Here is a 12997-nt window from a genome sequence, read left to right on the forward strand (position 1 = left end):
ACAGTTACTGCCTCGTTTGCTCGTTAATGCTGAGCATTTTGAGCTGTCGAGATCCACTCACCGGATAACCCCAATACAAGGTTTTTTGACCAGTCAGCAATCAGTAGAAAATGCGGTATGAGGGTTGACTGTTTCCACCAGATGTCTTGCTGCACCGGTGCCAAACTCAACAGACCTACCACTACCACAACCAGCAATAAGCCCCGCGCTGCGCCAAAAACCATACCTAAAAAACGGTCAGTTCCGGTTAAACCCGTTGCCCGCACCAGCTGTGCTAATAAAAAGTTAACCAAAGCACCAATCAGCAGTGTGGCTAGAAACAGCACTGCACATGCAGCAATCACTCGTACTGACGGTGTATCGATATAGGGCTCGAAATGGTGGGCTAAGCTGCCACCAAACATCCAAGCAATAATGCCTGCAACAATCCAGGTCACTAATGACAGTGCTTCTTTAATAAACCCGCGGCTTAGACTTATAAGCGCCGAGATGACAAGAACACCGAGAATAAGGGCATCAACCCAATTAAAAGACACTGATTAATAGCCTGCTTGGTAAAAGCGCTATTTTAACAGAGCAACAGCATACTGATAAGCGCTTGTTGCTCTTTTAGTCATCATTGCCAGTTTAAGGCTGGTAGCGCACAACAAAACAGTCCTGACTTTCACGGTTTTTCAAGTTTTTGCACATTGCTTGCGCTTCCGACTGTTTCACCAGCGGCCCAATCAACACGCGATGGCTACCATCAGCACTGCGCACATAGGCATTGTATTGTTTTTTACGGTAGCTATCGCGCAATGCTTCGGCATTGGCTTTACTGGTCACATTGGCAAGTTGCACCGACCAAGAAACAGGTAAGTTGTTTTTATCAATGCCCGGTGCTGGAGCCTGTTGTGCAGGTTTCTCAGTAATGGCTTTGCTTGGCGCTGCAGGTTGTGTTGCTGGCTGGCTTGGCTGTGCTACTGGCTCAACTGGCGGAGCAATGGGCGCAACAGCTGCAGCTGGCTCACTGTCCAGTTGCTCTGGTTGCTCTGATGCTTGCTCAACGATAATGTGCTCGTCCCACTCATCATCCAGCACTGGCTCCGGCACGCTCACGTCTTCCACTGGAAACTGTGGCACTGCAGGCGCCTGCGGCATTGGCGGGGCTTGCACCACGATTTCTTGCACGGGTTCTTCTTTTTTAAACAGCATGGGTAAGAAAATAACTGCCAAAGCAATTAAAACGATTGCACCCACGATGCGCTGCTTAAGTTTACTGTCTGACGCTGCCATAAATACCCGCCCTGCTCTGTAGAGATGAGATTAAGCTTGTGAAGCCATACCACTTAAACATAGATACCCTGCTTGCACAATATCTCTGCCCTGCTCAAAATCTCTAAGCTTATGCCAGCTGCTCTAACCACTTCAGAGCTTCGGCCACAGTGAAGAATGAACCAAAAACAATGATCTGGTCATCGGCGCTGGCTTGCTGGCACTGTGCGCTAATGGCTTGCGCGATACTGGCATAGCCTGTTACCGAAGCCTGGCGGTGCAAGAGTGCTTGCTGCAATTGCTCAAGCTTACAACTGCGTGGACTGGGCAATGCTGCCACTGCCCAGCTGTGTATTTGCGGCTCGATACAATCGAGCACACCGTTCAAATCCTTATCGTCCAGCACCCCAAGCACCGCTAGGCGCCGGCCTTTGATGGGCTGTGACTGTAGGCGTTCAGCCAAATAGCTTGCCGCATGGGGATTGTGCGCCACATCGAGTAAAAGCTGTACGCGGCGCCCTTGCCACTCAATTTGTACCGCCTGTAAGCGCCCGGGCATACGAGCCTTACTGAGCCCTGCAGATAACTGAGCTTGATCCCAGTTCAGCCCCAATAAAGCATACACCTGCAAAGCCAGCGCCGCATTCTCAACGGGCAAAGTAAGCATAGGCAGAGCTTGCAGCTGTATGGGTTGGCCGTGCTGATCGACACCCCGCCAATGCCAATCGTTTTCAGAGACAGCCAAATCAAAATCGCGGCCGCGCAACAATAACGGCGTGGCAAGCACAGCAGCTTGGGTCAGCAGTCGCTCGGGCGGAGCTAAATCAGCGCAAACGGCTGGACGTCCAGGGCGAAAGATACCGGCTTTTTCATAGGCAACTGAATCCCGTGTATCCCCTAGCCAGTCATGGTGATCTAGGCCAATATTGGTGACAACGGCAACATCAGAGTCAATTATATTGACCGCATCGAGGCGACCGCCCAAACCCACCTCAAGAATAGCCACATCCAGTTCGGCTTGCGCAAAAAGATAAAACGCCGCCAAAGTGCCCATTTCAAAATAGGTTAAGCTGATGTCAGCACGGGCCTGCTCAACCGCAGTAAAAGCTGCACACAGCTGTTGATCGCTGACCTCTTGATCATTAATGCGCACACGCTCGTTATAGCGCAACAAGTGTGGCGAGCTATACACGCCAACCTTAAGCCCCTGCTGGGCAACTAAACTGGCTAAAAAAGCACAGGTGGAGCCTTTCCCGTTGGTACCTGTGACAGTCACCACTTGGTCAGCAATGCGCGTTAACTCAAGACGCTGCGCCACGGCTTCAATACGGGCCAAGCCCATATCGATTTCACTGGGGTGCAGCTGCTCTAAATAACTGAGCCATTGCTCAAGGGTGCGCGCTTGCATGCTTTATACCTTATCTGCGGTGCTGGCTGGAGCTTCTTCCACTTCAGCAACAACATCCACTTCCACCACTGGGATAGTGGGCAGGTCCATCAGCTGACGCAGAATACTCGCCAAGCGTGGGCGCAACTCAAGGCGCGGAATAATTAAATCAATGGCACCGTGCTCCAGTAAGAACTCACTGCGCTGGAAACCTTCTGGGAGTTTTTCACGCACAGTTTGCTCAATAACGCGCGGCCCAGCAAAACCAATCAAGGCTTTGGGTTCAGCAACATTGAGGTCACCAAGCATTGCTAAACTGGCTGAAACACCGCCATACACTGGATCAGTTAAGACTGAAACATAGGGAATACCTTCTTCACGCAAGCGGGCAATCACTGCTGAAGTTTTTGCCATCTGCATCAAGGAAATCAACGCTTCTTGCATACGCGCACCGCCTGATGCAGAGAAACACACTAGCGGACAGCGTTGCTCAAGGGCAACATTGGCTGCTTGGACAAACTTTTCACCGACAATAGCGCCCATGGAGCCGCCCATAAAAGCAAATTCAAAAGCAGCGGCAACGACCGGCATACCTTCTAAAGTGCCGCTCATGGCGATCAAAGCATCTTTTTCACCGGTCTGTTTTTGTGCAGCAGAGAGGCGGTCTTTGTAGCGTTTGCTATCACGGAATTTAATACGGTCCGTTGGCTCAAGGTCGGCAGCAATCTCTTCGCGCCCTGCTTCATCTAAGAAGATATCCAAGCGGGTACGTGCGTCAATGCGCATGTGGTGGTCACACTTTGGGCAAACATCTAACGTTTTTTCTAATTCGGGCTTATATAAGACTGCTTCACAGGAAGGACATTTATGCCATAGCCCTTCAGGGACTGAACTTTTCTTGACCTCAGAGCGCATGATCGAGGGAATTAGTTTATCGACTAACCAGTTGTTCATCTGTTGCCTACTCCGCCTAGGGACAAGTGACTGTGCACTGTGCCTTATAAATTTTGTTTGATAATCAAGCTACTGACGGCCAATTACTGGGCTCCGTCACATAGCTGGACATTTTTCATCTGTACAGCATATAAGAATTTACGCATTTTATCTGCGTCTTTAATTCCTCGATTGGCTTCAACACCACCGCTCACATCCACAGCCCAAGGCTGCACTTGTTGCATTGCTTGCGCCACATTATCGGCATTTAAACCGCCGGCGAGAATTAGCGGTTTGGCTAAGCTTGCGGGGATTTGCGTCCAATCAAAACGCTCCCCAGTGCCGCCGTGCACACCGGGCACCCAAGCATCCAGCAAAATACCTTGGGCACTCTGGTACTGCTCTGCAAGCTGGGCTATATCAAGTCCAGGCTGCATACGCAAAGCGCGAAAATACGGGCGCGCAAAGCCTTCGCAGTCAGCTGCCGTTTCATCGCCGTGAAACTGTAAAACGTCCAAAGGCAGCTCGTCGAGAATGGCATTAATCTCGCTTCGTGAAGCGTTTACAAACAAGCCCACGGTACTGACAAAAGGCGGCAAAGCGGCAATGATTTTCTGCGCCTGAGCAACAGTCACAGCCCTTGGGCTCTTGGCATAAAATACTAATCCGAGGGCATCAACACCTGCTTGAGCAGCTATTAAGGCATCCTCAACCTGAGTTATGCCGCATATTTTAGTTCGTATCCGCACGATAAGATCCTCTAGTCTTGCCCAAAAGTATCCGCTAAGCCGGACAGAAAATGTGGCCCTAGATAGCGTTCAGGTAACTTAAACGGCTCTGGGTACTCCACTTGCACCATATATAAACCATGGGGTGCAGCGGTTACTCCACCCGCCTTACGGTCACGGCTTTCTAACACCTGCTGCGCCCACTGCACTGGCCGCTCACCGGCACCAATCATCATCAACACACCGGCTATATTGCGCACCATGTGGTGCAAAAACGCATTGGCGCGCACATCAATAATAATCAGCTTACCAAACTCCAGCACCTGTAAGTGATGGATGGTGCGCACTGGCGAATGTGCTTGGCAGCCGGCAGCCCGCAGCGCATTAAAGTCATGGGTGCCCACCAGGCAGCGCGCCGCTGTGCGCATTTTCTCGATATTCAGCGCTTGGTGAGTCCAGGTCACTTCTTCCGCTAGATGCGCAGGGCGCACCTCATTACTGTAAATCACGTAACGGTAGCGCCGCGCCACAGCACTGAAACGCGAGTGAAACTCTGGCGGCATCACTTGCGCCCACAGCACACTGATATCCTTGGGCAAGTAACGGTTTGCCCCCATCACCCAAGCACGCATCGGACGCTCAATGGGCGTATCAAAATGCACCACCTGGCCGCAAGCATGCACCTTGGCATCAGTGCGTCCGGCGCAACTTAAGCGTACTGGGAGGCCAGCGTTTATCTGCTGCAAAGCTTCCTCTAAATGGCCTTGGATGCTTGCTGTGCCTTGCGGCTGCAATTGAAAGCCATGATAGTTGGAGCCTTTGTACTCAACGCCTAATGCTATTCTAGAAACGCCAGCGGCAGCCTCTTGGGCTGCCGCTGGCGTTGTTACGTCTGACATGAATTATCCTATTTTGCTCATTAACTCATGCGCTTCGTCTTGCTGGGCACTGCTGCCTTCGGCAACAACTTCCTCCAAAATATCCCGCGCACCTTCAGCATCGCCCATATCAATATAAGCGCGCGCTAAATCCAGTTTAGTCGCAGTTTCATCGGTACCGGAAAGGAAGCTGAAGTCATCATCCACACCGCCCAATTCAGCAAAGTCATCAAAATCATCCAAATTGCTAGCAGGCTCAGCTTCAGCTTGAGGGGTACTCGGTGCTGCAGGCTCGTTGGCTAAATCAAGCTCCAACTCATCAAAGCTAAAGTTATCAGTGGCCGCTTGGCTTTCTTCCGTTAGGCTGGCAGTGAGGGCATCCAGCTCATCTTCTACTTCATCCATTTGCTCTGTGAAGTCAACAGTCGTTGCGGCTGGCGTAGCAACCTCATCGAAGGCAGCTAAATCAAAGTCTGCAGGCAGCTCAAGCTCAGGAGCATCAGCACTGCTATCTTCAGTTAGATCAAGGGTTATGTCATCTAAAGAAAGCTCAGCAAAGTCATCTACTGCTGCAGTTTTAGTGGTTTCGCTGGGCTCTTCTGGCAAGTCCAAGGCGAAATCTAATGAGAAATCATCCGTAAGCTCTGGGCTTGCTGGCTGCTCAGTGCTTTCTGCAGCAAGCAGGTCAGCACCATCGAATTGCAGCTCACCAGCATCCAACTCTGCAGGCTTAGTTTCTGCTGTCTCTGGCGTCTCGGAAAAGTTCAGATCCAAATCAAAGTCAAAATCTGTATCGGTTGGTTTTGCCGCAGGTTCAGATTCTGCCAGCAGCGCTGATAAGTCATCCAGCTCTGCGTCTAGATCAGCTACCGCTGTACTGCTGAGCTCACTTGGCGTGTCTAGCGTTAAATCATCTAAACTGATATCAGCAAAATCATTGAAGTCCGTTTCGGCGCTGACCGCTTCAACCTGTTCAGCACCAAACATGTGCGGATAGCGGGCTTTAATTTGCGCCAATTCTGCAGTTGCACCACCAATCTCGGTTAACTCATTGATCTGGCGGGAAACGCCTGCGTGATCCTCAAGATCAGCCAGTACTTCAACCAACTTAAGACGCAGATCAAGACGCTCAGGCTCTTGGTCTACGGCATTGGCTAGAACAGTGGCAGCCTGACTGAAACGACCAAAGCTAATATAGCTCTCTGCTTCAGCTAACACATCACTGGTTTCATCTTTAAATGCTGCTTCAGGAGCAGGCGCATCAAAGGAGAAGTCTTCCAGCAAATCGTCACTGTCAACTGCTTCTGTGGTTGCCGCGCTGTCTGTGGCAGTAAGGCTTGCAGCAACAGCGCTGGCAGGATCAACCTCAGGCGTTGCTAGTGCTTCAGGTGCTTGTGCCGCTAATTCCTGATCAGCTGGCTCATCGAAGAGCTCAGCCTCTTTGCGTGCGCGACTGCGGGAGATTCCCATCAGCAGCAAGAGCAGTGCTAAAACTGCCGCAGCACCTGCGCCTGCTAGCAGCATTGGATCATCTTTAATTTTATCAATGATGCTCTTTTCTTCAGCTGCTGGCTGCTCAGCAACAGGTGCTTGGGCTGGTGTGGCAGGTTCAGCTTGCGCTGCGCCCTCGGCGGCTGTTTCGCTTTCAACAACAATTTCAGGCTCTGGTGCTGCTGCCGGTTCAACAGGCTGTGCAACGACTTCAGGTGCAATCTCTTCAGTCTCTACTGCAGAAGTTTCAACACCTTGCGCGGTTTCCTCGGTAACTTCAGAAATCGCCTCAACGCCATCAATGCCTGGTTCTGTAGCTGGGTCGGCCAGCTCTATGCTTGCCTCGCCTAGATGCTCAGCTGGTGCAGCAGCCTGATCATCAGCGACGTCTGCTGCAGGCGTATCCACAGCATTTTGCAACTGCGCCAATTGGTTGTCTTTAAGCTCAATTAAGCGCTGTAATTTTTCTAATTGACTATTTAGGTCTTCGACACGGCTTTGCAGGTCTTGGTTTTCTAAGACTGTGGAGTCCAAGCGCTCTTTACTTGCAGCCAACTGATCTTGTAAAGCGCTAAGGTTAGCAGCACTGCCTTCATCTGCCGCTTGCTCAGCAGCGCCCGGTGCTTCAGCAACCAGTCTGAGGCTATCACTTTTCTCAATCGCCGCCGGTGCTGCCCCAGCTTCGCTGCGGTGCGTGGCATCAAGTTGGCGTTCAGCTACAGCAGGCGCTCTGCGCGCGTTTTGCCAGCTGTCATTTTGCTGAGTTACTTGCGCTATAGCTTCAGCACGGCTGCGGCTGTTAATTTCTTGCTCACTGGGTAAGCGTAAAACCTGGCCACTCTTCAAACGGTTAATATTGCCGTCTAAAAAAGCATTTGGGTTAAGGTCCTGAATCGCCAGCATCGTTTGATGCACTGAGGCATTACCGCCCACACGTGAGGCCACTTCCCAGAGCGTATCGTTCTTTTGCACACGGTAATCACTGCCCTGATTTAAAGCATTGGCTCTGGCAGCAGGCGCCGCACTTGGAGCTGGTGCTGCTTGGCGGACAATGGGTTGTGGCTGAGCAGCAGCCTGAGGCGGTGGCTGCATACGGCTTGGTACAGTAGCTGCTGGTTGCGGTGCATAAATAACTTGTTGCGGTTTATAGAGCGGCGGATCCAGTAACAGGGTGTACTCACGCAGTAAACGCCCATTAGGCCAGAGCACCTCTACTAAGAAGTTTAAGTAGGGTTCTTTAATGGGTTTGTTACTGGTGACCCGAATGACACTTTTGCCATTGGCATCCACCACTGGAGTAAACTTCAATCCGGTCAATAAAAACTGCCGATCAATGCCGGCTTTGCTAAATTCTTCCGGTGAGGCGAGCTGACTTTTAATCTCAATAGAGCTTAAATCACGCACCTCCAATAAAGAAATTTCAGCTTCAAGAGGCTGATTTAAAGATGACTTAACTGATAAATCACCTAAGCCTAGCGCATAGGTAAAACTGGAAGTAAACGCTGTAGCAGCTGCAACTGCTAACACCAATTTGCGAACTTGAAGCATATAGAGTTATCCCTTATTTTTCGTTCCGGATACCCCGGAGGGTTTTGAATGCGCTGTGCTCAATCGCCAAAAATGACGGCCCCCGTCAGCAGCACTCAACCTGATTCCGCTCAGCAATTAAAAATATTATTAAGCTAATTGGCTAAGTATCTTTTACGGATAGAGTTTTATCAACATTCAATCGACTTACTCAAGCTATATCAAGCCCGTTTTAGCGTTAATATCAGACATACTGCACAATTCTTAACTCTTCAGTAGTGTCTTCAGTCAATAGGCGCGCAAAAAGCTGATTAATTTACTGTTTGCGCGCCGGACTTAGGTGATTAACGTTCCAGCAAAATCCGCAGCATTCTGCGCAATGGTTCTGCAGCGCCCCATAACAATTGGTCACCCACGGTGAAGGCGCCCAAGTAATGCGAGCCCATATTCAGCTTGCGTAAACGGCCCACTGGAATATCTAAAGTTCCAGTCACAGCAGTTGGTGTCAGCTCGCGCATGGTCACTTCACGATCATTGGGAATTAAACGCACCCAAGGGTTGTGCTGGCTAATCATGTCTTCAATTTCAGCCAAGGGCACATCTTTATTTAACTTAATAGTCAAAGCTTGACTGTGGCAACGCATTGCCCCCACTCGCACACAGATGCCATCAATATTAATTGGGTTTTTATAGCGGCCCAAGACCTTGTTAGTCTCGGCTTGCGCTTTCCACTCTTCGCGGCTTTGCCCGTTGGGTAAAGCACTGTCAATCCACGGAATTAAGCTGCCGGCCAAGGGTACGCCGAAATGATCCGTAGGAATGCTATCGCCGCGCTGGTATTGGGCAACTTTACGGTCAATGTCTAAAATTGCACTGGCTGGATCTTGCAACTCAGTTGCAACAGAGTCATGAATGCCGCCCATTTGACGAATCAACTCACGCATATTTTGCGCACCTGAGCCACTGGCTGCTTGATAGGTCATGGCGCTCATCCACTCAACCACGCCTGCCTCAAATAAACCACCCAGTCCCATCAGCATCAGGCTGACGGTGCAGTTACCGCCGACATAATCTTTTACGCCATTATCCAACGCCTGATCAATACCTTTGCGGTTAACTGGGTCTAGCACAATGACTGAATGGTCTTTCATCCGCAGCGCTGAGGCCGCATCAATCCAGTACCCTTCCCAGCCCGCTTCACGCAGCTTCGGAAACACCGCTTCGGTGTAGTCGCTGCCTTGACAGGTCAAAATGACATCCAAGTTTTTCAGCTCATTAATATCATAAGCATCTTTTAGCGTTGGAATATCTTTACCAATGTCAGGTCCTTGTCCACCTACGTTGGAGGTAGTAAAGAACACCGGCTCAATTAAATCGAAATCCTGTTCTTCGAGCATGCGCTGCATCAGCACTGAGCCAACCATGCCGCGCCAACCAATAAGACCTACACGTTTCATTGCGACTACACCTATTGTTAGTTAATTTCCGTCAGATCATTAAGCAGCAATGCTCTGACGGATAGATTTAATTGAGTAATCTTACAGTTTTGCGAGCGCTGCGACTACCGCATCACCCATTTCAGTGGTGCCGACTTTGCGCATACCGGCAGAGAAGATATCGCCAGTGCGCAAACCTTGATCCAGCACATCACTCACTGCTTGCTCAATGGCATCTGCCGCGGCGAGCTGGTTAAAGGTATAACGCAGCATCATCGAAACAGACAAAATGGTCGCCAAAGGGTTGGCCAAATCTTGGCCAGCAATATCCGGTGCAGAACCATGGGAAGGCTCATACATACCCTTGTTGTTCGAATCTAAAGACGCCGATGGCAGCATCCCAATGGAGCCGGTCAGCATTGACGCCTGATCCGATAAAATATCGCCGAACAAGTTGTCGGTCACAATCACATCAAACTGCTTTGGTGCGCGGACCAGTTGCATCGCTGCGTTGTCTACATATTGATGACTCAGTTCCACATCGGGGTATTCTTTGGCCACTTCGTTGACCACTTCACGCCATAAACGACTGGAATCCAGCACGTTAGCTTTATCCACGGAGCAAACTTTCTTATTGCGCAGACGAGCCATATCAAAGCCCACTTTGGCAATGCGGCGAATTTCACTTTCGCTGTATGGCAGTGTGTCATAAGCCATGCGCTCGCCATTCTCTAACGTAACGGTGTCACGGGGCGTACCGAAGTAAATGCCGCCAGTTAGCTCACGGACAATTAAAATATCCAAGCCGGAAACCACTTCTGGTTTAAGGGTAGAGGCTTCAGCCAGTTGTGGATACAAAATAGCCGGACGCAAGTTACCAAACAAACCCAGCTCAGAACGAATTTTCAATAAGCCCCGCTCTGGACGAATGGCAACATCAATGTTGTCCCACTTTGGACCACCCACAGCGCCCAATAGCACCGCATCTACTTCGCGCGCGAGGGCTAAAGTTGAATCGGCTAAAGGCACGCCATGCTTATCAATCGCCGCACCGCCCAACTCGCCCTCAACCAGCTCGTAGCCTAAGTTGAACTTCTCACTGGCCAGCTCTAAAACCTTAACTGCTTCGCGAATGATTTCCGGACCAATACCATCGCCCGGCAATACTAAAATCTTTTTAGACATATCAAATACTCAGCGCCACAGTGCCATTGTACTGCGGCGCAGTTAGTTAAATTAAAGTGCGTCAAACAACCATGGGTTAGCTTTTTTGTAGCCCACTTCAAACTCTCGAATCAGTTCAGCATCTTGCAAGGTCAGGCCAATATCATCCAGACCATTAAGCAAGCAATGCTTACGGAACGCATCCACCTCAAACCGATACTGAACACCGTCGGGGCGCGTCACCGTTTGTGCTTCAAGGTCAACAGTCAGCTCATAGCCTTCAGTGGCTTGTGCTTGCGCAAACAGCTCGTTGACTTCATCAGCAGTTAAAATAATCGGCAATAAACCGTTTTTAAAGCTGTTGTTGTAAAAAATATCAGCAAAGCTCGGCGCAATAATCGCACGGAAACCGTACTCATCCAGTGCCCACGGCGCATGCTCACGGCTGGAGCCACAACCGAAGTTCTCTTGTGCCAATAACACGCTGGCACCCTGATAGCGCGGCTGGTTCAAGACGAATTCAGGATTCAGTGGACGCTTACTGTTGTCCTGCCCTGGCTGGCCTTCATCTAAGTAGCGCCACTCATCAAATAAGTTGGCACCAAAGCCTGTGCGTGCGATGGATTTTAAAAACTGCTTAGGAATAATTTGGTCAGTATCAACGTTGGCGCGATCCAACGGAGCAACTAAACCCTGATGTTGAGTAAAGGCTTTCATGCTTATGCTCCCTCGTTCATTAATTCACGGACATCCACAAAGTGACCTTTAACCGCTGCAGCGGCGGCCATTGCTGGACTCACCAAGTGCGTACGCCCGCCATTACCCTGACGGCCTTCAAAGTTACGGTTCGAGGTTGAAGCGCAATGCTCTCCGTTGCCCAACTTATCTGGGTTCATCGCCAAGCACATGGAGCAACCAGGCTCGCGCCACTCAAAACCAGCTTCTAAGAAAATCTTATCCAAACCTTCTTCTTCCGCTTGCTGTTTAACCAAGCCAGAGCCCGGTACTACCATGGCTTGAATGACATTGCTGGCAACTTTGCGGCCTTTAGCCACCGCCGCCGCTGCACGTAAGTCTTCAATGCGCGAGTTGGTGCAGGAGCCAATAAACACCCGATCCAACTTAATATCAGTGATGGCTTGATTCGCGCTTAAGCCCATATAGTGCAAAGCACGGGTAATGGAGTCGCGCTTGACTGGATCAGCTTCTTGCGCTGGATCCGGCACATTGGCATCCACCGGTAAAACCATTTCGGGTGACGTACCCCAGCTCACTTGCGGAATAATGTCTTCCGCGCGCATTTCAACAATGGTGTCGAACTCAGCGTCAGCATCGGAGACTAAATCTTGCCAAGCAGCCACTGCTGCTTCCCAGTTTGCACCTTTGGGCGCATAAGGGCGGCCTTTAACGTAATCAATGGTTTTCTGGTCCACCGCCACCATACCAACACGGGCACCGGCTTCAATGGACATGTTGCAGACTGTCATACGGCCTTCCATGGACAGCTCACGAATGGCACTGCCGGCAAACTCAACAGCATGGCCGTTACCGCCAGCTGTACCAATCTTACCGATAATCGCTAGAACGATATCTTTAGCAGTGACGCCTGCAGGGATTTTGCCCTCAACCCGCACTTGCATGTTCTTCATTTTTTTGGCAACCAAACACTGGGTTGCTAACACATGTTCAACTTCTGAAGTACCAATACCGTGGGCTAAGGCAGCAAAAGCACCGTGGGTTGAGGTGTGTGAGTCGCCGCATACTACAGTCATGCCTGGCAAGGTTGCGCCCTGCTCTGGGCCAATGACGTGCACAATACCTTGGCGCACATCGTTCATTTTAAACTGCAAAATACCGTACTCGTTGCAGTTGTCATCCAAAGTTTGCACCTGAATGCGCGACACTTCATCGGCAATGGCTGCAATGCCACCATCACGCTCTTTCTTAGTGGTCGGCACGTTGTGGTCAGGGGTGGCAATATTGGCATCAATGCGCCACGGTTTGCGACCGGCCAAACGTAACCCAGCAAAAGCTTGCGGCGAAGTCACTTCATGTAAAATATGGCGGTCGATGTAAATCAGCGAAGAGCCATCATCACGGCGTTTAACTTCGTGCATCTCCCAAAGTTTGTCGTAAAGCGTTTTTCCAGCCATTAGACCGTCCTCATCAAGGTTATGCGCAGCGGTCATTCACCTACTG

General features: G+C 50.4%; 11 protein-coding genes. All 11 read right to left on the reverse strand.

Features of this window, described 5'->3' with window-relative positions; genetic code table 11:
• Positions 1-23: 23 nt before the first annotated feature.
• Positions 24-536 carry a CvpA family protein gene (locus tag O6P33_RS09065; RefSeq protein WP_269817465.1) on the reverse strand — a complete coding sequence of 171 codons (513 nt, stop codon included), beginning with the start codon at positions 534-536 and terminating at the stop codon, positions 24-26.
• 91 nt (positions 537-627) lie between these two features.
• Positions 628-1275, reverse strand: coding sequence for an SPOR domain-containing protein (locus O6P33_RS09070; RefSeq protein ID WP_269817466.1), 648 nt, complete (start codon positions 1273-1275; stop codon positions 628-630).
• Between the two features lie 109 nt (positions 1276-1384).
• Positions 1385-2662 carry a bifunctional tetrahydrofolate synthase/dihydrofolate synthase gene (folC, locus tag O6P33_RS09075; protein WP_269817467.1) on the reverse strand — a complete coding sequence of 426 codons (1278 nt, stop codon included), beginning with the start codon at positions 2660-2662 and terminating at the stop codon, positions 1385-1387.
• A gap of 3 nt (positions 2663-2665) precedes the next feature.
• Positions 2666-3595, reverse strand: a complete 930-nt coding sequence (gene accD, locus O6P33_RS09080; RefSeq protein ID WP_269817468.1) for an acetyl-CoA carboxylase, carboxyltransferase subunit beta — start codon at positions 3593-3595, stop codon at positions 2666-2668.
• Positions 3596-3678: 83 nt separating this feature from the next.
• Positions 3679-4326, reverse strand: coding sequence for a phosphoribosylanthranilate isomerase (locus O6P33_RS09085; RefSeq protein WP_269819503.1), 648 nt, complete (start codon positions 4324-4326; stop codon positions 3679-3681).
• Between the two features lie 8 nt (positions 4327-4334).
• Positions 4335-5201, reverse strand: a complete 867-nt coding sequence (truA, locus tag O6P33_RS09090; protein WP_269817469.1) for a tRNA pseudouridine(38-40) synthase TruA — start codon at positions 5199-5201, stop codon at positions 4335-4337.
• A gap of 3 nt (positions 5202-5204) precedes the next feature.
• Entirely contained in the window at positions 5205-8219 is a 3015-nt protein-coding gene (locus tag O6P33_RS09095; protein ID WP_269817470.1) for a FimV/HubP family polar landmark protein, read from the reverse strand.
• A 323-nt stretch (positions 8220-8542) separates the two neighbouring features.
• The gene (gene asd / locus O6P33_RS09100) at positions 8543-9655 is read right to left on the reverse strand and encodes an aspartate-semialdehyde dehydrogenase (protein ID WP_269817471.1); all 1113 of its coding nucleotides are present in this window, start codon (positions 9653-9655) and stop codon (positions 8543-8545) included.
• 81 nt (positions 9656-9736) lie between these two features.
• The gene (gene leuB / locus O6P33_RS09105; RefSeq protein WP_269817472.1) at positions 9737-10819 is read right to left on the reverse strand and encodes a 3-isopropylmalate dehydrogenase; all 1083 of its coding nucleotides are present in this window, start codon (positions 10817-10819) and stop codon (positions 9737-9739) included.
• A gap of 51 nt (positions 10820-10870) precedes the next feature.
• Positions 10871-11515: a 3-isopropylmalate dehydratase small subunit gene (leuD, locus tag O6P33_RS09110; RefSeq protein ID WP_269817473.1), complete on the reverse strand. Its 645-nt coding sequence runs from the start codon at positions 11513-11515 to the stop codon at positions 10871-10873.
• Positions 11516-11517: 2 nt separating this feature from the next.
• Entirely contained in the window at positions 11518-12951 is a 1434-nt protein-coding gene (gene leuC, locus O6P33_RS09115) for a 3-isopropylmalate dehydratase large subunit (RefSeq protein WP_269819504.1), read from the reverse strand.
• Positions 12952-12997: the final 46 nt, after the last annotated feature.

The sequence above is a fragment of the Denitrificimonas caeni genome (assembly GCF_027498055.1).
GTDB lineage: Bacteria > Pseudomonadota > Gammaproteobacteria > Pseudomonadales > Pseudomonadaceae > Denitrificimonas.

Coding starts and splice junctions, on each gene's coding strand:
- truA (WP_269817469.1), bottom strand. CDS start 5,201: ATGTCAGACGTAACAACGCCAGCGGCAGCCCAAGAGGCTGCCGCTGGC.
- folC (WP_269817467.1), bottom strand. CDS start 2,662: ATGCAAGCGCGCACCCTTGAGCAATGGCTCAGTTATTTAGAGCAGCTG.
- accD (WP_269817468.1), bottom strand. CDS start 3,595: ATGAACAACTGGTTAGTCGATAAACTAATTCCCTCGATCATGCGCTCT.
- leuD (WP_269817473.1), bottom strand. CDS start 11,515: ATGAAAGCCTTTACTCAACATCAGGGTTTAGTTGCTCCGTTGGATCGC.
- O6P33_RS09070 (WP_269817466.1), bottom strand. CDS start 1,275: ATGGCAGCGTCAGACAGTAAACTTAAGCAGCGCATCGTGGGTGCAATC.
- asd (WP_269817471.1), bottom strand. CDS start 9,655: ATGAAACGTGTAGGTCTTATTGGTTGGCGCGGCATGGTTGGCTCAGTG.
- leuB (WP_269817472.1), bottom strand. CDS start 10,819: ATGTCTAAAAAGATTTTAGTATTGCCGGGCGATGGTATTGGTCCGGAA.
- leuC (WP_269819504.1), bottom strand. CDS start 12,951: ATGGCTGGAAAAACGCTTTACGACAAACTTTGGGAGATGCACGAAGTT.
- O6P33_RS09095 (WP_269817470.1), bottom strand. CDS start 8,219: ATGCTTCAAGTTCGCAAATTGGTGTTAGCAGTTGCAGCTGCTACAGCG.